This is a genomic window from Paraflavitalea soli (genome assembly GCF_003555545.1).
Classification (GTDB): domain Bacteria; phylum Bacteroidota; class Bacteroidia; order Chitinophagales; family Chitinophagaceae; genus Paraflavitalea; species Paraflavitalea soli.
On sequence record NZ_CP032157.1, the window covers coordinates 2,367,929 to 2,393,564 of the forward strand.

At 46.6% G+C, this 25,636-nt stretch carries 11 protein-coding genes; 1 reads left to right on the forward strand and 10 read right to left on the reverse strand.

All coding sequences use genetic code 11. From position 1 onward, the window contains the following. Positions 1 to 192: 192 nt before the first annotated feature. On the reverse strand, positions 193 to 2,448 hold the full coding sequence (locus D3H65_RS08830; protein ID WP_162915501.1) for a T9SS type A sorting domain-containing protein: 2,256 nt from the start codon (positions 2,446 to 2,448) through the stop codon (positions 193 to 195). 1,014 nt (positions 2,449 to 3,462) lie between these two features. Between D3H65_RS08830 and D3H65_RS08835 the strand changes: the two genes are divergently transcribed. After that, entirely contained in the window at positions 3,463 to 4,653 is a 1,191-nt protein-coding gene (locus tag D3H65_RS08835; protein WP_119049964.1) for a serine hydrolase domain-containing protein, read from the forward strand. A gap of 1,680 nt (positions 4,654 to 6,333) precedes the next feature. Here the strand turns inward: D3H65_RS08835 and D3H65_RS08840 are convergent. The 9 genes from D3H65_RS08840 to D3H65_RS08880 form a co-directional block, all read right to left on the reverse strand. Then, on the reverse strand, positions 6,334 to 8,418 hold the full coding sequence (locus tag D3H65_RS08840) for a beta-galactosidase (protein WP_119049965.1): 2,085 nt from the start codon (positions 8,416 to 8,418) through the stop codon (positions 6,334 to 6,336). Positions 8,419 to 8,463: 45 nt separating this feature from the next. Beyond that, positions 8,464 to 10,071, reverse strand: a complete 1,608-nt coding sequence (locus D3H65_RS08845) for a GH39 family glycosyl hydrolase (protein WP_119054441.1) — start codon at positions 10,069 to 10,071, stop codon at positions 8,464 to 8,466. Between the two features lie 17 nt (positions 10,072 to 10,088). Beyond that, positions 10,089 to 12,008, reverse strand: coding sequence for a glycoside hydrolase family 97 protein (locus tag D3H65_RS08850; protein ID WP_119049966.1), 1,920 nt, complete (start codon positions 12,006 to 12,008; stop codon positions 10,089 to 10,091). A gap of 181 nt (positions 12,009 to 12,189) precedes the next feature. Then, positions 12,190 to 15,396 carry a T9SS type A sorting domain-containing protein gene (locus D3H65_RS08855; RefSeq protein WP_119049967.1) on the reverse strand — a complete coding sequence of 1,069 codons (3,207 nt, stop codon included), beginning with the start codon at positions 15,394 to 15,396 and terminating at the stop codon, positions 12,190 to 12,192. Between the two features lie 39 nt (positions 15,397 to 15,435). Further along, positions 15,436 to 16,485 carry a glycoside hydrolase family 5 protein gene (locus tag D3H65_RS08860; RefSeq protein WP_211345652.1) on the reverse strand — a complete coding sequence of 350 codons (1,050 nt, stop codon included), beginning with the start codon at positions 16,483 to 16,485 and terminating at the stop codon, positions 15,436 to 15,438. A 202-nt stretch (positions 16,486 to 16,687) separates the two neighbouring features. After that, on the reverse strand, positions 16,688 to 17,872 hold the full coding sequence (locus D3H65_RS08865) for a glycan-binding surface protein (RefSeq protein ID WP_119049968.1): 1,185 nt from the start codon (positions 17,870 to 17,872) through the stop codon (positions 16,688 to 16,690). Positions 17,873 to 17,897: 25 nt separating this feature from the next. Continuing rightward, on the reverse strand, positions 17,898 to 19,469 hold the full coding sequence (locus D3H65_RS08870; RefSeq protein ID WP_119049969.1) for a RagB/SusD family nutrient uptake outer membrane protein: 1,572 nt from the start codon (positions 19,467 to 19,469) through the stop codon (positions 17,898 to 17,900). Positions 19,470 to 19,479: 10 nt separating this feature from the next. Next, the gene (locus tag D3H65_RS08875; RefSeq protein ID WP_119049970.1) at positions 19,480 to 22,668 is read right to left on the reverse strand and encodes a SusC/RagA family TonB-linked outer membrane protein; all 3,189 of its coding nucleotides are present in this window, start codon (positions 22,666 to 22,668) and stop codon (positions 19,480 to 19,482) included. A 15-nt stretch (positions 22,669 to 22,683) separates the two neighbouring features. Beyond that, a complete protein-coding gene (locus D3H65_RS08880; protein ID WP_119049971.1) occupies positions 22,684 to 25,542 on the reverse strand; it encodes a TIM-barrel domain-containing protein in 2,859 nt (952 codons plus the stop codon). Positions 25,543 to 25,636: the final 94 nt, after the last annotated feature.

A 25,636-nucleotide genomic window follows, 5' to 3' on the forward strand; every position in this document is an offset into this window, starting at 1 on the left:
ACTTAGTCCCATACAGCCTCTATCCATATCCCATTTTCCCACCATCTTTGTTGTATCGAAGTTAATAGCTAAACAAAAAATATAACTTATGTCCAACACCGGATGCTTGATCCATTTATCTTGCTGTAATGATCCATGCTATAGAGGTCCCCTTGGGTCAGCCTCTATAGCATGGATCATTTTAAGTCCTTTTTATCTTTTTAACACCCTGTATTTTTCCCGGATCACCTTGCCATCTCCTACCTCAATTACGTAAGTTCCTGCAGGCAAGGGCGCTATATTCAATGATATCCTGTTATTGCCTATTACAAGCTGTCTTTTGTCGCTGTATAAATATTTCCCAAACATATCAATAACATTGACCGTTACCGACGTCAGAACGGGTGTATGTAATTCAATTTGTACTATTCCATCGGTTGGATTGGGATACAGCTTCCCGGTATAGGGTTTACTTTCCGCTATTTTGCTCAAAGGAGGCAACAGGGCCATTCTTGCTCCAATGCAACCATTGGTTACGATTGCCTGGTTACTGCCAACATAATTGCCATAAAAGATAGGACTGGAATATATGGTACCTATTCCGGCGGCGGCTGATGCCGGATTGGCATCGTTATTTAACGGCCAGTACAAGGCCAGGTGGTTGAAATTGAAATGGCAACTGTCCAGTAATTTATCCTTCCAATAATTGATCGTACCTACTGCAACCACCGTATCCCACACCCGTACTTCGTCGATTACTGTAAGCCGGGACGCACTTGGCTCGCCACCAAATATGCAGGAGGGCGTAGAGCCAGAGGTGATTGCCGGAATACTACCGGTAAAATAGAGAGGTTGCTTGATACCATTGATGTATATTTTCAATCGGTTGGAATCGCCTGTCTGTGCCCCATCAAATACGGCGGCCACATGGTACCAGCTATCGTGGCTGACCACATTGGAGCCGGTATAGCCCTTAACATCCGAACCATTAGCCACTGTGAAATGAACCGACTTAGTAGATTTGTCCACATGCAGCTTGATCCTGTCGGTAGACGTAATTTGGTTCCGAAAGATAGTAGCTTCCGCATTTGACCAGTCGGTGATTGTAGAATCATATTTGAACTGCGCCTCTATCGTAAAGGCCGCTGCGTTCTTAAATTCGACCACATTTCCTGCAATTATCCTGGCACCTGTGGACGTAAAGGTTACTGCCTTGCCTGAATAGACAGGGCAGGGAATGGTATCGAAAATCAACGTACTGCTAACATAATTGCCATAAAAGATAGGACTGGAATATATGGTACCTATTCCGGCGGCGGCTGATGCCGGATTGGCATCGTTATTTAACGGCCAGTACAAGGCCAGGTGGTTGAAATTGAAATGGCAACTGTCTAATAATTTACCCTTCCAGGAATTGATCGTACCCACTGCAACCACCGTATCCCACACCCGTACTTCGTCGATCATTGTAAGCCGGGACGCACTTGGCTCACCACCAAATATGCAGGAGGGCGTAGAGCCAGAGGTGATTGCCGGAATACTACCGGTAAAATAGAGAGGTTGCTTGATACCATTGATGTATATTTTCAATCGGTTGGAATCGCCTGTCTGTGCCCCATCAAATACGGCGGCCACATGGTACCAGCTATCGTGGCTGACCACATTGGAGCCGGTATAGCCCTTAACATCCGAACCATTAGCCACTGTGAAATGAACCGACTTAGTAGATTTGTCCACATGCAGCTTGATCCTGTCGGTAGACGTAATTTGGTTCCGAAAGATAGTAGCTTCCGCATTTGACCAGTCGGTGATTGTAGAATCATATTTGAACTGCGCCTCTATCGTAAAGGCCGCTGCGTTCTTAAATTCGACCACATTTCCTGCAATTATCCTGGCACCTGTGGACGTAAAGGTTACTGCCTTGCCATAACCAACAGCCGTATCGATAACCGTAATTGTCAGGGTATCCCGGGCGATTGCTGCCCGGTGGTCCACCACATTTAATTGATACTTATACACGCCAACCGTGGTAAGTCCGGAAACTGTGGTGGAACTGGCAGACCCGAAAGGGTTAGCGATCGTGCCTCCTGACGGCCCACTGATTTTCCTCCAAACATATCTTACAATTGTTCCATCTGCATCCGTAGAAGCGCTGCCATTCAGATGAGCGAAACCGGATGATGAAGCGATCGTGGTGTCGTTACCTGCCCTGGCCACCGGAAGAACATTTGGAAGCGAATCGTTATTCTGGCCAAGAAACCATTCGTAGATGTTTACGATGCCATCATAACCGTATGGATAGACATCGATGTCATACACCCGTCCCCAAATGGTATGTCCCCCGGTTGGCCAAATTGTCAGTAATGCTTTTACCTGTGGATTAAGCGCATTGACCCCGTTGATGGAATTTTCAGTAACAGTGTAGCTGCCACTAGGCGTAGGATCATCTGCCGCATGGAATCCCCACAAAGGCAGTTTTCCGTTTGCAACATAACTATGACCATTTGAATTGAGACCAGTCAGCCAGGCACAGATTGGAGCCGCTGCGGCTAGTTTTTTAACATTAGCAAGGGAACTGTTTAAATAATTAAAAGTACCCCCACCACCGTAACTGAGACCTGTTAAATAAATTCTATTGGTGTCCACACTCAAGGAATCTGCAGCATAATTCAATATTGCTTGAACATATTCCAAAGGCCATACGTTAATTAAACTGCCCGCATTAGGCGCAGTACGTTTCGTTAAACGCGACATAGGTGATAAAACAATGAATGTATCTACCTGCCCATTCCAGGTAAATGCCATTTTGGAACCGTTATTTACAAGACGGGAAGGTCCGAAATTCCGCAACCTCCAAACTGAATCTCCAGAATAAACAAGGCCTGTATCATTACTTCTTTCACCTCCACCATGAAGGAATACGATCAAAGGGTATTTCCTGGTATTACCCGGCACGCCGTGACCTGCCGGTTTGTATTCAAGGAACGGGACTGCATCTCCATTACTCGCCGTAATGCGTTTAGCAACATTTTGTGCCTGCAGCTTAGCGGGCAAACTTAAAAGAAGAATAAATAAGGTCAGGCATAAGCTGGCTGGTTTGGTAGGTCTTATCATAAATTATTTTTTTTGCGCTGAAGAATGACCCCAAAAAGAAGGTTGGAATAGGAAGATTTAGTGGGTGTTTATTAATTGGACTTAACCCGGCCAACTTGCTTTAAGCATAGTAGGTTTTACGCCGGTTTTGTTCACAGTAAATCTATGTCAACAGAGTGATGAATTCGGGCCGTTGAATGTTGAGATATCCCCACCAGTAAAAATACATGGGCGAAGCTTTTATGGTATTAAGAAGGAGTATTGTCACCTCCACTGCGCTAAAACCGGCCATCCCATCCATTAAGTCAAACGCCCCATCCGTTAACCCTCCCTGTCAGGGCCTGCTGTTGCGTGGTAGTTTTGGTTCCACAAATCAAAAAGCCACTAACAATGAAAACAAAAGCGCATTACCTCGTATTGGCCACTACCATGCTGGCCCTTGCCCTGACAGGGTGTAAAAAGAAAACGATCGATGACCTCCAATCCAACGATAAGGTGTTCAGCCCCGCGAAATTCAAAGAGAACATCATTACTGCCTTGGGCAACAGGAACATTGGTTACACCTTCATGATCAACCACAAGGGCCAATGGGCCGACTCTGCCGCACGCGGCTTTGCCCGCATGAGCCAGGACGGCGCCATCCCCCACAGTGTGTACAAAGAAATGAATATCGCCAGCGTCACCAAATGGCTCACCGCCGTAGGCGCCATCAAATTGCTGGACTACAAACAGATCAAACTGGAAGATTCCATTTACAAATGGCTGCCCAAATCCTGGACACTGGGCAACAAGGTAAAGACGATCACCTTTCACCAGCTGCTCACCCATAAAAGCGGACTCACGACCGACGATATACGTTATGGTACGGACTTCAACTCCCTCAAAACCTGCATTGCCGCCGGGGTGGTCAACGAAGCCAAGGGATACAATTACAGCAACGTGAACTTTGCCCTGTTCCGCATTATGTTTTCCTATATCAATGACAAAACAGGCGCCCTCAATACAGAATCCTTCAGCCTGAGCAATAAAGACACCGCCAGCTTTGCCGACTACCTGGCCGTGCGTTATACCCAGCTCATGCAAAATGCCGTATTCACACCAGCCGAGGCCGGTATGGTCTTTTGTACGCCCGAAGACAGGTCTACCGTTACCCTGATGTACAATGAAACCACGGCTTCAACGGCCGGCAAAACACTGGGCGACTGGAAACTGGTGGCCGGTGGTGGTGGCTATTATATGTCTGCCTTCCAGGTAGCCAAAGTAATGGCCTATGTTTTCCACTCCGAAAAGATACTCACCAAGGCCCAGCAGCAGCTATTGCTCGACAACAGGTATGGGTTGGATAATGAGGATGGCCCCAATACTTCCAAAGGACAATCATACGGCAAAGACGGCGCCCTGATGAACGATGTAAATGGTAATGACAAAGCCGATAACCCCGATCCGGGATTACAGACCCTGATCATGAAATTCCCCGGCGATGTAGAATTGGTTTTCTTTACCAACGCCCTGAACAACGGGTTTACCTTCTACACCACCATCATGAAAAATGCATACGAAGATTCCTGGGTTAAACCATAAGGTTCATTCCTGCATAGCTATACAAAGCAAAAAAGGTCCGCCTAAACAGGCGGACCTTTATAACACCCTCCAGTGTCACATGAAAAACAACCAATGCCTTGGCAGACAATTATTTATCCCACCACATGCGGATCGACAATTCATCGGGTCCCTGCGATGACCGCTTACCCGGCCCCGCAAGGCTGCTTCCGCCATCGTAAAACACAGTTGCGCATAGGTAGTTATTTGCAAAGGTGCGTTCTGAGCATAAGCGGTGCTGTTAATTCATTGGTACACGGGTTTTGGCAAGTTCGTCAATGGAAGGCAGCCGTTGGCGCGTAGCTTCTCAATGAGCGACCTGGGCATTACCGGGTAGCTTCCATCGATCCTCCCAATCCCACAAATCCAATACGTCAGAGCCTGCCCCGCTTATTGCGGGAGTTCAGACAATCCGCGAAATCCCACAATCCATTAATCAGCAATAAAAAAGACCCCGCTCTCACGAACGGGGCCATTCATATGATGCTTTTAAATGTTTAAAAAATAACTACATCACCGAGGCCCTCACAGCGAATCACTAAAAGCTAACAGCTAGCAGTTATCCCTAACTCCTGACTGCCAATAGCCGGATCTTTACAATAAACTTTTGGTAGCTGCATGTCTCAGCCAAAACCTGCCTTTCATTCCCCGCTGCCTGCGGACCACTGTCCAGTGCCTGGTGGCTGGCCCACCGAAGCCTTTTATTGATCACAACGGCAAAATAAAAACCAGTGGCAATAGCCCTCAGCCAATAGCTACCTGCAAAAGCAGGTAACGACAGCTAATGCCAAATAGTCAATCGCTAAAACCCAACCGCTAATAGCTACCTGACTGCAAGGTCAATGGCTAATAGTTGATACCAAATCTCAGCTGATAACCGCTAAAAGCTAAATCCTGATACCTAAAGGCTAAAACCTAACTCCTAACAGCTAACTCCGCTCTCCTCAGTTCGTGTTGCACAACACTATCAATACATCAACCGTGCTTAGGGGCCCCGTCCACACAGTCGATCAGCTCAGCACAAACATACAACACCCACATACCCCTTTCCAATACCCCATTGTATATTTTGTATATAATGTAAAAAATCGACGCACATTACGTCGATTTTTTACAAAAATTACAAAATTGACAATTTATACAATGTCACATTTGGAAATGGCCTGGCCGTTATAGTAAGTTTGTGAAGTATTGATACCGAAAGAGGAATCAGAAAAAAGGAGAACGGGATAAGGAGAACCAAAGAAAACAACAGAAAGGAAATTATAAAGCACGGAGTAACTCGAAACACCATTCTAAATCCGTACTCCTTCAGTATGGCTTCTCCATAGCTTCAACATACCTTCAGTATGGATAGAGTATGCTAATAGCATCAAACGCAAAAACAGCCACTTTTCGCAAAGACTGAGAGGGCAGCTGGCGCCCCCCACCCAACGAAGCAGTGGATGTAGATACGTTTCACCCTTTTTTGTCATCTCGAACGTAGCGCAGCCTCCTTTGTCATCTCGAACGAAGGCCCTCACCCTCCTTTGTCATCTCGAACGGAGCGCAGCGGAGTGAGAGATCCCGCAGAGCGGGACAGGTTCTGCTATCGAAGCATCGCACCTCCCATATAAAATTAAACAAACGGACAATGGCCCATATAAAGAAGACAGGATAATATCATTCACTCCATACCAGTACGCCGGCCGGTTTCAATACCTGTTCACCAACAAGTATCCTGGCTTGGGCAGGCAAGCTCATGGTATAATTGTCCGAAGAATAATTCACGGCAATATAAAAGCCATCCCGCCAGTATACATATACACCCGGGGGATAATCTTCCGTGGCAGCACCAGCCCCAGTATAGATAGCACGCAGAATATCCTTCTCCAGCTTCGCATCATCCGTATCCACACCAATATAAGTTACAGTCCCTTTACCAATCCGGTGTTGTACAACAGCAGCCTGGCCTTTATAAAACTGGTTGTCGTACCGGGCAAGCACTTCAGTATTGGGTGCAGGGATCAGCAGGTCCGCCCAGTTATTCCAGCTGTAATGGACCGATCCGCTGAGGATATCCCCTTTAGCATAACTCGAAAGCATATCAGTGGCTTTTACCTGCGCCCCTATAAGGCCGGCAATAGGAGCCGCTATGCCCCCCTCCCAGAAATGCCCGTTGCGGTCTTTGGTAGCAGTGCGGCAGGTAATGATCAAATGACCGCCGTTCAGCACATAATCTTCCCATTTTTTAACCAACCCTGAATCAGCCATTTCATAAGCAGGAACAATCAGGAACTTGTACCTGGAAAGATCCGCCGATTCATCAATCACAGCGGTGGGTGCTCCCAGGGCCTTTGTCATTTCCAGGAACTTAACAGGATAGTTCCAGGCATTCCATTGCCAGGTTTGTTTTTGCCTGTCAATCGTCCAGTAATTTTCCAGGTTCCAAAGAATGGCCGTAGACCTCGCACTAAGTTTTTCCGGCATGACAGCACCTGGTTTAAACTCCTGGCGAAGCCCTTTTATTTCTTTCATAAACTGCCTGTAATCCTCCCCTCCCGGGGAAGCAGTTACCCCGTCCGTAAGCATAATGCCGGCATGATATTGCTCTGAACTGTACAAAAGCTGGCGGAACCGGTAAGAACAGGCCAGTTTGCCGCCGGCAGCAAAACTGTGATACAGCCACATACGGACCGTGCCCGGCTGCAGCAGCGGGTTGTAACTTCCCCAGTTAACCGGCCCTGGCTGAATTTCCATAACCCCCGATACACCACCCACCGATTTGTAAAACTCCGAGGCAAAAAGGATCGCTTTGCTGTCTCCCAGCCTGAACCCAAGATTGCCTATATTATCACTGCCACCGTTGGGATAGGCTGTATAAGTTGCAAAGTCAAGTTGCCTGGTTCGTCTGGCGTCTGCACCAGTACAAATGGCAGTGTAGTTGGTGGTGATGTATTGGACTTTAGAAATATAACGCCGCAATATACCCGCCTGAAAGTCCAGGAATTCGGCCTGGCTGTCCGCCAGATACCTTTTGAAGTCCAGTAAAGCGTGCGGATTGTTGCCCCACCACCCTACCAGCTCCGTATTAGGAATGACCACTTCATCGAAACTATTGAACCACTCACTCCAGAAAGCTGCTCCCCAGGCTATATTCAAAGCCTGAACAGTCTTGTACCTTTTTTTCAACCACTCCCTGAATGCTCCCTGCGAAGAAGGGCTGTAATCAGGAATAGCCGGAGGCTCATTATCAAGCTGCCAACCTGTTACATGCTCGTTCTTTCCATAGCGCTTCGCCAGTTCAGTCACGATCTTTTTTACAAATAAACGGTAGGCCGGGTTTGTGATGGACCCCAACCCGCGGGTACCATTTTCCCCACGGATATAGTGACCGTCCATTCTAAATGTTTCTGGGTACTTGAGGCGCATCCAGGTCGGTGTGGTGGCCGAAGGTGTACACATCACTACCTTCAATTTATTTTTACTGCAAAGATCCACTACTTTGTCCAGCCAGGCGAGATCATACACCCCTTCTTTGGGTTCCATCTTAAACCAGGCAAACTCCGCCAGATGCACAAATTCAAAACCCATTTCAGCAATTCTCCTGATATCACGTTCCCACTGATTTTCATTCCAGTGCTCAGGATAGTAATAAATACCAGTAGTAATAAGTTGCTGGTCAGGAAAAAAACCGCCGGATGTTTGTGATCTTGCCGGGAATACAGCCGTCCCCAGGATTATAAAACATACCGAAATACGCTTCATTAAGTAGCACATACTTTCAACAGGTGTTTTAATAGCTGATAGCATTTATAATTTGATCAGATTTAAAAAGTAGACATCGTTCTCCCGCATGTCCAGCTCTTTTGAAAAAGGAACACCATTTTTTATAGTAATGACCTCCCTCGAAACCGGAGAACCATCATTTTGTTTCTTTATTTGATCAACCTGTAGCTTCGATAATTGCGCAGGCTTGCCCATGGAGAGATACGTTGAATAGGCATCATTGCTCCGGTAACCGGTTTTATACACTTCAACTGCATACATGCCATCAGCAACATGGGCAATATGGATCTTTAATTTCCCTTTGGAGGCTGATGGCACATCCCGGATATAATACACCTGATTGTTCACCGAATCGCCCGGATGCGTATTGGTAAAATCCCAGGCCAGTACCTGGATATTGCCGGCTGCATCCCTGCAAGCCCAGGAAGCTGTATCCGTATTAGCCAATTCAATATTCCCCAGCCGGTTCAGGTACTGGTAGGCATAAAATACAGGCTTGTTAATGCCCTGTATCGTCAACATCCCAAAGCCACCGTGAAAGGGTGTGAATCTTGGCCCTGCCTCTTCAAAAATATCCGTGAATACCCAATACGACATGGAATTGGCCGCATTACCTACCTGCTTCAACTTTTGTAATACATACGCAGCTTCATGGTAACTGTCATGAACAGGATCGGCCGGCGTATACGAAGCGCTCCATTCCGTATAATGAAGTTCCAGTTGAGGTATGGCCGAACCGGCAATCTCTTTCCGTGACTGAAGCACATCACCGCTTACACTCATAGGATTTTTATCGAGTACAGTACCTGAATTGCCAAACTCATCCAAAAAACCTTGTTTCACTCCATAAGCATGCGTGCTTACAAAATCAATGGGCACATTGTTCTTATGACAATACTCAATCAACTCCGGCTCCCACGCCGCGCCGGCAGTCCCGGGTCCCCCAACCCGGTAAGCTTTGTTTACGCTTTTAACTGCCTCTGCGGTATACTTGTATAACTTGAAATAATCCTGTTGCGTTCCAGACCAGAATCCGGGCGAAAGATTCGGCTCATTCCACACTTCAAAGTACCAGGTCTTCACTTCCTCCACGCCATAACGCTCCGTAAAATGCTGCGTAAACGCACGGATCAAACCAGCCCATTTAGCATAATCCCTTGGTGGGGTTACATTGCCCCGCCACCAAAAGATCGTTTGTGGACCGCTGGCGAGCGAACTGGGCATAAATCCCCATTCAACAAAAGGTTTCATGCCGATACTTTGCAGAAAATCAAACAGCACATCCACATACATAAAGTTGTATTCCGGATGGCCATTTTTATCCTCTTTGTAAACCGCCATATCATCTGTCAAAAGTCCATGCATCCGTATATACCGGAAACCACATTCCTTTTTAACATAAGCCAGTTGCTGCTGCCAGTCCGCCCTGAGTCCTTCATTAGCTCTTCCGGCGCCCACACATTCTTTAAAGAAGGTATTCAAAGCACCTGATGTATTACTAAAGTCAATATTGATTACCCTTTCCGGAACCGAAGGCCTGGACAGCTTCGTAGTTTTTGTACTTTGAGCAGCAGGTTTTATTGAAATGGAAATAAGAAAGATGACTGCTAACAAGAGCTCCTTTTTTTTCATATCCTTTTGCTTTAAGATCATTCAAGCACCATTACAAATCCACCATTTGCAGGCAGCGCAACCTCATACTTCTTTTGCTTTGCTGCAGTGAGAACGGATTTCGAGAACAGTTCATTATTATTCCCATCAGTGAAAAGCGTTACATTTTTTTTCTGGAAGGAGGCGAGGTCAAGTAGTACTTTCTTTTCGCTTTTATCACCATTAATGCCCGCAATGTACCACCGCTTACCACTACGCCTGGCAATGACCGCATACTTTCCCGGATAACCTTCTACAAACTGTACATCATCCCAATTGTCAGGAAGATGCCTTAAAAATTCCTGCACATCACCCGGCACCCGTACCATGCCTTCCGGAGCCTGCGCATAATGTTGTATGCCCGATAAAAACAATACCGAAAGGGCCAGTTCGAAGCCGGGCGTGGTTCTTCTGGTACAAGTAGACGAGGTAAGCCCCGTAAGGTTCATCGGCGTAAAATCCATCGGATCGAATGCATTTCTGGTAAACGGCAGCATGGCACAATGGTTGGCTTGCTGATCCGCAGCAGCCTGATCAAATGTTACCATCTCCATTCCATAAATGGCTTCCGCTGTCATCAGATGAGGATACGTTTTTTGCCACCCCCTTGGTAGCGTGGCGCCATGAAAGTTTACCAGCAGCTTATATTTTGCAGCGGCATTCAAAATGTCAAGGTAATATTGGATCATGCTCCGGCCATCCCCACCGAAGAAATCGATCTTTACCCCTTTAATGCCCAATGCCTGCAGCCGGCTGAACTCTTTTTCCCGGCCTTCCTTCGTAAGCAGTAGATCCTTGGGATGGTAAGCTACCGTATTCCAGTCACCGGCAGAATTGTACCACAAGAGCAATCCAACGTTTTTTTGTTTCGCATACGCCGACAGTTCAGCTACTTTATCATACCCGATCTTCGTATCCCAGTCTGCATCTATCAGGCAATATTGCCAATGCATGTCATGCGCATAATCGATATACTTTATTTGCTCATCAAATGTGATGTGGTCATCCTTGCTATTGATCCAACTCCAGCTGGCTTTTCCCGGTTTTACAAAAGCAGTATCCCGGAATAGCGCTGCCGGCGCCAGATCAGTTCCCAATGTTGATTCTGCAATCGTTTTCAAACTTCCAATCGTTATGATACGCCAGGGCGTTTGCCACGGCTTATTGTTTTCCGGTAAATAGCCCCCACCTGTAAAAACCTCCCGGGGATCAGCAAATCCGATGGAATAAACAGACGAAGCAGAGTCGTTGATCAACCTCGTACCGCAATAAGTACCATCAAGGGCAGCTTCCGTGATCAATACCCAGGTATTATTGGTTTTAAATAAAGCGGGGTACACCCAACCAGACTTTAAAGGCGATACGGTACCCACAGCAATATCCTGCAAATAATGTTCTTCATAAGACGGATGACAATGCTGCCACCCCGTTTTTGCTTCACTCATGGGTTGTAACCAGGCCCTTGTTGTTTTGTCAAACGCAAAGGAAGAATGTTCTTTAATGATCGTTTCCTTGCTGTTTACCCAGGGAAAAGAATACCGGAAGGCCACCCCATCGTTGGATAGCCGGAAAATGACTTCCATCTTTTTCTCCTCTTCATTAGCAAAAGACAGCACCAATTGATTGGCCCGGTAAAGAATATGGCTCTTTTTTGCATTCTTCGTCTCATAGCGGTCGGTGATGTACACAGGTTTTGAGGCCATAACCAGTTTTAAACCGCGTGTAAAATCATGTCCCTTCATCATCACGCCTAAAGCCGAAGGTTGAATGACGTTAGCACCGGACTTTTGTATCCTGTATTGAATTTCGCCGGAAGAGGACAAATACACATGTAACGCAATCGTCTTGTCCGGACTTTGTAATTGAGCAACCTGCTGCGCCTGCAGCTGATTACCTGTTCCAATTCCCCATCCGCTCATCCCCAGTAGAAGCCCAACAAAAAAAACTACCTTTTTAAAACTCATTTTCACAACTATCATGATTTATAAATTTACCACCACACAAAGAAAACATCATGCTTACGGATGTTATAAAGAACTACCTGTACATGAAATTGGGAATGCTTCCATGAAGCATTCCCAAAAAAAGATGAACAATTTGTCAATTAACGATGAGCTGCTTAGTGACATTAAATGCTTTCGTTTTGATCCTGATGACATAGTGCCCTGCCTTAAGCCGTGAATCCACCTCTAATTTGTTTTTGCCCTGGACAATCTTTTCATAAAGCACCCTGCCCTGGTTATCATAAATGCTTATCACCGTATGGTCGGAAGATTCCGGCAGAAGGATCGTAAACCTTCCCCTATTGGCCGGATTCGGATATACACTAATGGCATCCCCATGATTGTTGGCCTCCGATGTTAGGCTGCCTGCTGAAACCCTGCCAGTTGCCAAAACGAACGGTGAGAGATAACTTCCCGCGATTACCTGTTGCGAAATGCCGGGACCCTGCCAGGCTACCGCAATATTATCACCGCCACCGCCTTCTTTATGAAGCACTTCAATGTAGTATTTCTGCCCGGCAGTCAGGTTAATGGAAGCGGATTGCTGTGTGCCGTACTTATTCCATTCCCGGGAATTCGTCCAGTCATTCACATAAGCTATCCTTGTGCTATTGGAAGGATTGTCACTGGTGCTCAGGTATAGATCCGTGTTATCATCTCCGGCTACCCAGAAAGTATAGCTTCCACTTACAGTAGGATGGATATAGCCGCGGATCCTGGTTCCATAGTTTTCTGCCCAGTTGGTGGGACCTTCCAGGCTGGTGAGCTGTTCCCTGCCAGTAGGATTGTTGGGATAATTGCTATTGGAGGTCAGGCTGCTGATAGCAGTTCCGCTGATCCCTGTCCAGTACTCCCGCAGTATGGAACCGGTAGCGCCCGATGTTACAGTGATAGTGAAGCTCTGTGTGCTTTGGCATCCTCCGCTATTGGTGTAGGTGGCCACATAGTTCCCTGCCTGGTTGGCCTGGATATTTGATATATATACTTCACGGGTAGTAGCACTGAAATTATTCGGCCCGCTCCAGCTCCAGGAGCCCCCTTGCGTAGGCTGTGGGCCCAACAATACCGTGCCGCCTGCCACTAAAGAAGAATTGGCTGTTTGCTGCCAGGTTCCACCATTGATCTGTACGTACGGAGTAATGGCAGTAGGTGTACAACCTCCTGATTCGATACTAACAAGGCCTCGTCCTACTGTACACATATATGCCCGGCCATATACGTTCATATCGCCCATTACAAAATTACCGTTCCCCACCCCTCCCCACTCATGGGCATCGTCATTTATGCGTGTCCAGGAAACACCCTGATCTATAGAACGGAAAATACCTTTAACTCCGCTGACAGTTCCCCAAATATAGACAGCGGGATAAGTAGCTCCCGTTGCAGCTTTACCAAATCCAACAGCTCTGCAATAAGTAACATTGGAAGCAGTTGTCCAGGAGGTCCCATTATTGGTAGTATACGTTAATCCATTCGCCAGCGCTACCCACACATGTCCCTCCTTACCGGGAACTGCCCTTGCCCGAAGTGAACCACCCGAGCCAGGACTGGATGATGAGGCGGTAAAACTTACACCTTTATTGGTACTTACCAAAAGCTGTCCGCTACCGGGATTATAAATATAAAATTTATTGGTATTGACGTAATCTGCTATTGGATGAGCATTCTGAACATTGGTAACTCCTGTACTTGTCCATGTTCCGCCATTATTGGTTGAATAATAAGTAGTACTACTTCCCTCGGGACAATGAAGTGTCGTATTCCCGTCTGCCGACAACGCGACTTTCCCATAGGAACCATTAATAGAAGCCGATTGTGGCCAGTTTACTCCCTGATCAGAAGAGTAATATATTTTATCGGTAACCCGCACCACTTTATTACTATTGTTCGCGGCATAAGCGATACCATTGTTGGTACCAGCCGTGGGCGTATGTACCTTGGTTGGATAGGCATAAATATCGGAATAGGAAGCACCATATTGATCCCCAACCGCTGTAACAAGATTACCGCCCGGAATGCTGATGGCATCAAGTACTACCGTCTCTTCCATTCCTTTTACATCAAATTTCCAGGAGGTGTTGGATGCATTGATATCATCGCAGGTAAAAAGTCCATTCCCCGACATAACCCTTACCCTTGCCGTATTTAACGGATCAAAGTCGATGCTGCCTGTCCAATGTATCCCACTGCCGGCAATCCAGCCAATGCCATTCGTGTTCAGGGTGCTTGTGCACGTCAACTTTGAGATCCAGGTACTTCCTCCGTCCGTAGAAAAGAAAATAAAATCTCCCCATACGTTGTTGCAAAACTCGTTGTTATTCCAAACGTTAACCGTCGAAACAATAATCCTGTTTTTATTTGCCGGATCAACACTTACTCCTCCATAAGGATAATTGTTCCCACCTGGAGTTATGTTGGTCCACGTTCCGGTAGCAGTAGCAAGTTTGTAAACTCTCCCGCTGTTGCCGTTCGATGGCCCCTCACTATTCGCCATGGCTACATATAAAGTAGAATTATCAGAAGATAGAACAGCCCTGTGGGGCATAAATGAATTATCAGGCTGAATGCCAGTGAAAGTACTGCCGCCGTCGGTACTTTTATAAATATTATTGCCGCCCGTGCGGGAAACTCCTATATAAATAGTTCGGGTAACTCCTCCCGAAACACTGGAAGGATCAAACACCACAAAGCAGATTCCGTTTCCATTGGCGGTAGTTGTTACTCCATTCCAGGCCTGTGTCCAGCTCGATCCTCCATTCGTACTTTTCCACAAACCATTTGATCTCGTGCCGCAAAAAAGGATATTGCTGTTATTAGGATCCACAGCCAGGCGCTCTCCATTAGACCTTCCCAAACCATTTCCGTGAGCCTTAAATTGTGAAGTTACTACCACTTCAGTGAATGTATTTCCCTTATCAGTGGATTTTAAAATGGCAGTTTTTCCATTATTAAAGTAATCAGTCCCGGCAAGTATATATAAATTATTGGCATTCTGAGGATCCAGCGCCAGTGCTTCTACTCCCTGGTAGGATACTTGATCCTCAGAATTCCAATCGAGCAAAGGGATCCATTTTGAACTGGCGGCATCCCAGCGGTATGCACCTCCAACATCTGTGCGACAGTAAATATCGCCTGATGTTTTATGACTTATGATCCCTGTTACAAAACCACCTCCCCCCAAGGCTACATTCCCATAGGTTTGTCCACTTAGTTTGGTTTGTGAAAAGCAAAAAAGGATCAGCAAAAAAACCACTACAAATCGTGGCGGGCAATAAAAAGAACTGCAATCGTTAATCTTTTTCATAAATGAAGGTTTTAATTGATCAATAAACTTTCTGATTCTTTATTTACCACCGGCTAATAACGCATCAATCGTACGCTGATCTTTTACTGTATTGTTTCGCCTGTCCAAAGCACCGCCCGTGTCCCACCAGAAAGGTTTTATGCCATGTGCCAATGCTTCTTTCGTTACAAAGGTTATCCAATAGTCCACGGAAGCGTTATGCAAGGCCAGTTCTTTGGGAACATGAGCCGATCCATCACGCCTGTAAGCACCATACTCACCCATTATAACCGGTATCCCTTTATCAATGAATTTCTGTTTAACCTTGTCGTAATCAGCAATTATGGCGTCTTCTTCGCCGTAAGTTGGGTTACGATCAGGTTCAATGGTCGAATGATTCCCCTTACCCCAGTAATAAACCATTTTACCCCAGCTCACATCTTCATTCAGGAAGCAAAACTGCGCCGGCGTATAGTTATGCACCTCCACCATCAGGCGGTTGGATGCCGGGTCCTTAGGAAGCGTGTTCATCAGATCATATGTCAAGCCGGGGTTGGTGTTTGGGCCCTGAACAATAAGGACACGGTGACTGTTCCTGCCGCCTGTAGCACGAACAGCAGCAACGAAGGTCTCGTGGTAGGATGCCAGGACTGCCATCTTCTCAGCATTATCAGCATTCGGTTCATTAGCGCTGGCAAACATCAGGTGCTCATCAAAGTCCCGCATGGCCGTAGCGATCTGCTCCCATAATGCTTGTTGTTTGGCATTGACAGAGTCTTGCTTTGGTTTACTGATGTTATTTTCCAGCCAGCCGCCATCCCAATGGATATTTAGCATAACATACAGGCCGTTATTAACGCAATAACCAACTACCTCCTTTACCCTGTTGAGCCAGTTTGGATCTATATGGGCAGTGGCTTTGTTGTCAACATGCAGGTCCCAGGCACAGGGTAAGCGAATAGCAGTAAAACCCGACTGCTTTACAAATTTCACATACGACTCCGTGATGAGAGGATTGCCCCAGCTTGTTTCGCCGCCCGTAGCTTCCATGGTATTGCCAATGTTCCACCCTAATTTGAATTTGGCAGCCAGTTGCACAGCCGTACTCATGCCTGTCGAATCAGGCGCCTGGGGCGATATATTGTAAGATGGATACAAGCGATTTGCCTGGGAAACGGGGACCTGAACAGCAGTGGATGCCTTTTTGTTACAGGAAAGGAAAAATACAATGGCAACCAAATAACCAGAAACACCTAGTCGCGCCCCTCTTGTAATTTTATTTGTGATCATTGTTATAGAAGTATTCATTATTTTATTGAATTTTTACTACCCTGATATTGTCAAACGCGGCATCGAACCCCGTAGCCGTAGCCGATGCAGCATTATTGATCAGCCAGATGTTCACACTGCCCGAACCAGCGTCACCCAACAGATCTTTTAAAGAAGGAGCTGCTGTACCGGTTCCATTATTGGTAAGAAATGCCGATAGCGGAATAGTGACCGTTCTCCATCCGGTAGTGCTAAAATTGGAAGTATTTCCATTGGCATCTTTCCAGGGCTCATAGCGCCCCAGGTAGTTCGTATTGTAATCTTTTACTACAAAGATCGACCCGCCATTCCAGGCAGCAGGCACATTCACTTCAAACTTGAATGCATAACTCCCAACAGATGCATTGAGACTATCAACCGGCACCCATTGCACACCATTCGTATTGATACTCCGGCCTCCGTTCCACCAGCTCCATTCATTGGCATTCAAAACTGGGTCCGTCATAATCGCATAATTCCCCCTGTTGCCAGGAAAAAGACTGCTGCTGTTACTGGTGCTGGTGGCTCCCCAGCTATAAGAATTGATATTATCAAAATCACATAGAACCCCGGTCACCCCATCATTCACGTTATATACAGTGGTATCTGCACCCGACTGCGTCGTAATGATCACTGGACCACTTTGGGTCAATGCCGGCAATATAAAACCTACCGAAGTCCCGTCTGCACTGCCCGCATAGGTAGTTATGGCCGTGCCCGCAAAACGGATACTTTTTATAAAAAAGAAGTTAAGGCCATATAGACGAACCGAATCCCCCTGAAGGGCGTTTTCGTTAGAAACAGAAGTGATCGTAGGCGCCGGGGCAGCTATCTTAAATGTAAACGTTGTAGCGCCTCCCGGTGTCACATAGAGAATGGTATTGAGTATTTCCGCCGGCACTGAAGGAAAAGGTATAACTGAAGGCACCTGTACCGCTGCACTGGTATCGGAAAACAAGGCACTGTTAAAGGAGGCAGGTACACCATTGAAGGAGATCTGCGTGGCCCCTTGTAAGCCATGCCCCAGCAACACTACCCACTGTCCGGGTTCCAGGCTATTGAGCACAGAATCGCCGGGCGACGGCGTATAACTGCGTACCCCTGTAATAACAGGGCTGTTCGAGGTGTCTTTTTTACAAGCGCACAGTAATATATAGGTAACAGCCAGGCTGTATAGTATCTTTTTCATTGTTTGATCGTTTAATTTTTTTGCATCAATAATAGGCTACAGGTGGTTCCGACAATTTAGGATCGGCCGTCAGCTCAGTAGCTGGTATGGGCAACGTAAACGTATTAATGGTAGCCGGCGTGATCGCTACATTGTAAGGCGTAGGCGTAGCAATACCATTACTGTAAGTAAACAATTGCCTTTTTTGATTATTGATGGCATCAATAGCCTTTTGAGGGTTGTAATAGGAAAGCCTTACCAGGTCAAGCCAGAACTGGCTTTCATAAGCTAGTTCAATCCTTCTTTCCCTGAAAAGGGTATCGGCTGTAAGTAGCGGTGCCGGATCAACTCCTGCCCTCGTACGCACTTTATTAAAATATTTCAACGCCTCTCCATCGGCTGTAGAAGCATTATTGCCCAGAATAGCTTCGGCATATATCAGGTACACATCGGCCAGGCGCAGCAGCGCATTGTGCTCGATAGAGGACCATAGGTCCATCGTGGGTGAATTATTATCCGCTGCCGTGCCCACTACATGTTTTTTAAGATTACAGGCAGTTGCCCTGTATCCTCCGCCTGCCGCATTCAGTTCAGAATAAAGATCCCCCGTAAGCATAAAAGAGGCTTTGCGCCGGATGGAGTCCTGCGCTGTATATAAAGTATACAGATCGTAGGTGGGACCAATGGCGCCACCCCAGCCGCCGCCACCCGTTACCACGTCGCCGCTGGGCGCAAACTGCGCCTGCAGTGAATTGCCCAACCCATACCCTACACCAGGCGCCCATTGCAAGGCAAAAAGCGATTCAGGGTTGTCGTTAAACTGCGTTCTGAACAGATTATAATAGCTGGGAAGCAACGATAACCCACTCTTGTTACAAACATTTCCGGCATATAGCTTAGCGCTGTCTAATAAGGCCTGGTTGCGGGTCAGGTTCTGATTCAGACCAGCCCAGGTGAGGTATACTTTGCCAAGCATTCCCTGCGCCGACCAGGTGGTCAGCCTGCCTGCTGCATCTGTTGCCGGCAGGTTCCTGGCTGCAAAGGTCAGATCCGAAGCAATAAATTTATAGACATCCGATACAAGGTTCCTCCGCAGCAAGGACGAGTCTATCAATTTGGTGTTATCCTCTATGATCGGCACAGCCCCCCACAACTGAACGAGGTGAAAGTAAACAGTGGCCCTGATAAATCTTGCTTCAGCCAGTGCGGCATTGATGTCTTTCGCCGGTATTGATGCCGGTGCTTTATCGTGGAAAGCTTTGATGGTAACGTTGCATTGACCTACGATCTTGTAAAAACTGCGCCAGGTAGCAGCCAACTGGTTATTATCGCCCGTGATCGAAAACGTAGTGAATTGTACCAGGTCGGCATTGTAGGGCTGCAGCAGGTTGCCGCTCAATACATCCCCGATCGTAAGATAAGGAAAAGCATTATAGTCGAACCAGGTAGCGCCGCCATATAATGCTGCAGTAGCCAGCCGTAGATCGGCAGTCGATTGATAAAAATTATCTGAAGTGATCTGTGATAAAGACGGACGATCGAGAAAGCTTTTTTGGCAACCCGATGTACACGCCAGCAAAAGCAGTAGAGGAATAATAATGCTATATAATGATTTCATATGATCTTTTTTACTTCGTTAAGGCCAGGTTTGCTCCTATTGTAAACACGCGGGGCTGCGGATAAAAACCATCGTCTACACCCGCCAGCAAGGGATTCCAGGAACCTATTTCTGGATCTACCCCACTGTATTTCTTAATAATAAAGGCATTCGTTACATTCACATATATCCGCAAGGAATTCATGCGCACTTTTGTCAGCAGCTTTTGCGGCAGCGTATAGCCGAGTGAAATGTTTTTACACCTGATAAACGAACCATCCTCGACAAACCGGTCGGATAACCGGTTGTTGTCATTACCGCTGCTTTGGCTTACCCGTTGGATGTTAGTACCGGGATTGGTTACATATACATTATTTATATCAGTAGACGAGCCGCTCGGATCCTTCATACCAAGCCTGGCATAATTGAGCACCGATTTGAAGTACCCAAAGTTCTGGTTGGGATTATCACCGTTGATACGCATGCTGTTCAGCACTTTGTTGCCAACATTGGCGCTGAGGAAAATATTAAGATCAAAATTCTTATAGGAAAAGGTATTATTAAAGCCTATCTGGAATTTCGGGATCGGCGTTCCTAAGAACGTCTGATCACGCTGGTCGATCACGGTATCGCCATTCAGATCACGAAATTTCACATCTCCCAGCCAAACACCGCCTGTATTGGGCGTGATGGGGATCTTTACCCCGGTAGTTGGGTTCACCGGTAAAGCCGGATGATTCTTAAAATCACCGGCATCAGTAAATAATCCATCCGTTTGATAGCCCCAAAATTCACCGATCGAACGGCCTACCACCGACCGCGCAGCAATAGCCGTTCCATAATAACCATACAGGGCTGCTCCCTCTGCATTCAGCGTCAGTATTTTGTTGACATTATGCGATACAGTGATATCGGACCGCCAGGTAAAATCCTTGCTTTTAATATTCACCGAGCTGATCCTGAAATCGAATCCTTTGTTGCTGACAGCGCCTATGTTTTTATAAGGAGCAGCCAGTGATCCGGGATTCCAGCTGGTAGAGGGTACCGTGCCTGAATACAGCGGGAGCGGCAGACTGAGCAAAAGACCGTCAGTTCTGCGATCGTAAAAATCTACCGAGAAATTGATACGCTGGTTCCACAACGAAGCATCCAATCCTATGTTGGCATATTTTGTCTTTTCCCAACGTACAAAGGGATTGGGTAAATTGGCAGTAAGCTGCGCCACCCCCGACAAACCATTGGCACTGGTAATGAGGGTAGAAGCATAGGCATAATCGCTGATATTCTGGTTGTTCGTAAGCCCATACCCTATCCTGAGCTTCAGTTCATTAAAAAAGGTGACCGGTTTAAAAAAATCTTCATTGTTTATTTTCCAGGCAAAGGCCCCCGAGTAAGTGGTAACCCAGCGATTATCGGCCGCAAATTTGGAAGATCCATCTGCACGCACATTGGCAGTAAACAGGTACCGGTCGTTATAACCAAAGTTAAGCCGTCCAAAATACGACTCCTGGGCACTTTGCCCCTTATCGCCCGAATTGGTAGCAGTAGTGGCATCGCCACTATTAATAGCCTGTACACTGTTGGAAGGGAAATTCTTACGCGTAGCCGATACATTTTCAAAAGTGCTTACCTGTGCTTCGTGCCCCAGCAAAGCATTTACATTATACCTGTTGCTGAACAAACGGTTATAGGTTAAATAATTCCTGAGCGTTGTATAATAGCTCTGGGCATACGAATAGCTGGATTGATTTACCTTGTTAACGATGCTGCCGATCGTATACGTAGGCGTAAATTGATCCTGCGTCCCAAAATCAAAACTGCCGGACACTTCGTTCCGGAGAGAGAGGTCACGCGTAAAAGCAATCTCTGCATATGCATTGCCCAATAGCTGGTTCCTTTTTTTATCATTCTTTGTGATCTGTGCTATAGCATAGGGGTTCAGTGCATAAGCGCCGTAGATATTCGGATCATTACCACCCCAGCTTCCATCCCCGTTCTGCACATTTACATCCGGTGTTTGGTTCAGCGCCATTGAAATGACACCCGAACTGGAAGTGGTCACTTTTTCAGTAATATGCGCCAGTTGCAAACTGGTACCGATCTTCAGCCAGTTCGTAGTTTTATTATCCAGGTTCAGCCTTACTGAGGTCCTGCCAAAATCAGATCCCAGTGCAATACCCTCCTGCCGGAAATAAGAACCCGACAGCAGGTATTGCGTACGGTTGTCACCGCCGCTAACAGTGATGGCATGATTTTGCATGGGCGCTTTCCTGAATAATGCTTTTTGCCAGTTGGTACCTTCCCCGAGGTATTGGGGATTGGCAAACTGTGGCCGCAGATCATATCCGATAATAGCGCTTTTTTCATTCATGAAACTGGCATACTCGCGCAGGTTCATGGTTGGATAGTAACCCGGCAATTGCTGCCTTCCGGCATAAAAGTCATAGGCAATGCGGGGTGCTCCCACCTGCCCTCTTTTGGTAGTGATAATGATGACCCCATTGGTAGCCTGCGAGCCATAAATAGCTGTAGCCGATGCATCTTTTAGTACATCGACACTTTCTACTTCAGCCATATTGATACTGGCTAGCGGATTAGAACCGCCATTTGTGTTGGCAGCGCCACCCACAATCACACCGTCGATCACCACTAAAGGTGGGTTATTACTGAAGGAAGATAATCCGCGGATCTGAATGGACACCGCACCTCCCGGCTGACCGGAAATTTGCTGTACCACCAATCCTGGTACTTTACCCTGCAGCGCCTGGTCGAAAGTTACCGGCTGTGTTTTGCGCAATTCTTCGCCGCTTACAGAAGAAATGGCCCCGGTAACATCTTTACGTTTTGATTTACCATAACCTATCACCACCACATCATCCATTTTTATATCACCTTCGTCCAGCCTCACTTCCAGACTGTTACTCTTACCTACCTTCACTTCTTTCTGGAGATACCCAATCCTGCTTATTACCAACACATCACCTTCTTTTGCTTCAATGGTAAAGCGGCCATTTACATCCGTGGTGGTGTTCACCGAAGCACCTTTAATAAAAATGACAACATCCTGCAGCGGTTTGTTTTGCGGGGAAACCGTTACCTGACCGGTAATCTTTTTTGTGCCTGCTCTTTCCTGTGCAGAACTATTCCAGGTAATGAGCAGGCAAGTGGAAAAAAAACATAGCAGCAATAGTCGCAAGCGAATCGTTTTGGTTGAATTCATATGTGTGTATTTAACTTAACTACTTGGTATCGTTAGTCTCTTTCCTTCATACATCACTGCTTTATTATACCCTGCATTAAAATTCAAATGCTTTGCATCCGCAGGTGTAATAAAGTTTATACGAAACATCCTTTTTTGAAGCATTCCGTTAAACGATCCTTTGCGATCGCCTACAGTAACTGTTTTTGTCGCTTCATTGTATTTTATAGGAATGACCGAGAAAGCGCCTTTTTCGTAATTGTAGTTAATACCCTCGTCTTCATACAGGTTAAAAGAAGCATCCGCTCCCGTGTAAACATTCAGCATAATGGTATCAGCCGGTTTTTCTCCGGTGTATTGTAGCCCGGGGCCAAAAGGAAGGATAGAACCCGCTTTTACAAATACCGGCATGCGTTCATACGGTGCTTCAGCCATGATGTGTTGACCGGCCGCAAACCATTTGCCTGAATAGAGGTCATACCAGCCTGCACAGGCCGGCAGATACAATCCTCGTTTCGTTTGCTTGTATTCGCATACAGGATTGACAAGCAAAGAGGGACCAAAAAGGTATTGATCACCTATGTTCAATACCACTGTATCTTTTGCAAAGTCCATTGCCAGTCCGCGCATGATCGTGTAATTCTCATGATAAGCTGCACCAGCCAGGGAATAGATATAAGGCATTAAGCGATAACGCAGTTGATCGTAATAGAGAAAGCTCTGGTAGGCTGCATGTGTTTCAGGAGCGATGTTGAAGATCTCCCGGTAAGGAAACTGCCCATGCGAACGGAATAAAGGCACAAAGGCCCCAAACTGGTACCAGCGCGTATTCAGTTCCCTCCATTCTTCGAGGTGTGCGGCATCCTGTCTTTCAAATTTTTCCGGCACTACAAAGCCACCAATATCCATGGTCCAGTAAGGCAATCCGGATAGTGAGAAATTTAGCCCTGCTGTGATCTGGTTCTTCATATCCCGCCAGGTAGATCCGATATCACCGCTCCATATGGCTGCCCCATAGCGTTGGGACCCTGCAAAGCCAGAGCGGGTCAATAAGAACACTCGTTTATTGGGATCTGTTGAACGCTGCCCTTCGTAGATCCCTTTTGCATTTTGCAAAGGATAGGCATTCAGGTATTCCGCTGCACTGCCCAATGCTGTGGGCGTCATTTGCGACTTTCTTTTTTCGGGACCCACATTGGAAAGAATATCGGGTTCGCTCGCATCCATCCACCACGCATCAATTCCTTTACTGTAAATTTTTTTGTTGATCAGATCCCAGAATCCCTTCCTGGCATGTTCATTGAATGCATCGTAAAAAGTGGAGACATATCCTTTGCCTATCCAATCCCTTTGTCGGTCGGCAATATTTCTTTTATACAGCCAGCCATTCTTGTCAAATTCGTTGTAAGCGGGAATACCTTCATAGAATTTCGGCCATACCGAGATCATGATCCGCGTGTTATACTTTTTATGCAGTACATCGATCATGCTATCAGGCCTGGGAAACCGGGCTTCATCAAATTCCTGGCTACCCCACCCCGCTTCTTTCCAATAGCTCCAGTCTAAAACAATATTGTCAATGGGAATTTTTCTTTTCCGGAATTCATTAACCGTCGACAAAATTTCATCCTGCGTTTTATACCGCTCCCTGCTTTGCCAGAAACCCAATGCCCATTGAGGCACTATGGGTGCCTTGCCGGTTAGTTCACGATACCCGCCAATCACCTCATCCATATTATTTCCGTAGATGAAATAATAATCGATCTGCTGACCCGCCTCAGACCAAAAACCAAAGCTGTTTTGCTCCCCTGCGCTAAGGGGTTCCTGCCATTTCAGCGAAAGATAGGATTCCCCGCCCTCCGGCGTCCATTCGATCCTGACAGCTACTTTTTCTCCGTCTTTGAACTGGTACGGTATCAGGGCAGGCGCAGGATTCCATGATTTTCGCCAGTGATCCAACACAAGCTTTCCATCAAGCCAAACCTTCAGCGAACCACCAAAGGTGAAACGGAACTGGTGAAGGCCTGAAAAATAACTAACCAGGCTACCTTCCCAGGTCACCATCCCGGTAGCGGGTGTAAATTCAGCAGGAAGCTGGTTCTTTGAGTCGCCCTCAAACTCCATATTGATCGCCGCTGCTGCTCTTTCAACTATTATCTCCTGCGGTTTGTGCTTATCATTGGCATAGGATGCTGTAAGCCAGCCAACTGCCCCCGTTTTTGAAAAAAGCTGCAGGTCCGCAAGTGGATGGAACGACTTCAGATCCCCTGCCCTGGTGATCGAATAATTATCCCACAGAATGCCGTAGTTATTACTGGATACCAGAAAAGGGATAGCCACTTCTGTATTGTTTTGAAAGAAAGTAACCTGCTGCCCTCTGTAATTGAGGATGCCATCCTGGTGCTGCCCCAGGCCATACCAGGCGTCGTTGGCAGGAGTTTGGAATGTCTGGGTAAGTGCGTAATACCGTTTACCGTCAAATACGGTGGGCTGAAAGCTCCGTCCCAGTGGTTGCTTTTCAGCCAGTATTTTCTTGCCTGCCTGGTCCCGGAATATAACCGCGCCGGTTTTCAGATCGATGACCGCGGTCAGCTTTTTTGTTTTTAGCGTCAGGCTATCTTTGGAGGAAGTGACTTTCCAGAAAACCGAAGGGCTTTTTCTGTATACAGTAACCAGGCTTTGCGAAGCTGCCATTTCTTTTCCCGGCGCAGCAATTACCCTGATAATGTTATCGGTAATCACTTCCAGCTTAACCGCATTCGATACACCTGTTACAAGGGGATCAGTGAAAACAATTATACCGTCGGGAGTAGTAATATAGGATGGCGGCGCTGCCTGCAAAATATTCAACAGCGAAGAACACAGCAAACTGAACAACAGTAGTCGTAATTTCATACAGCAATACAATAATTATAGAATGCTGTAAAACTATTGCTATACTGCCAGCATGAGGGGAGCTGAATGTTTCATAATAGGGTAATGAATGTTG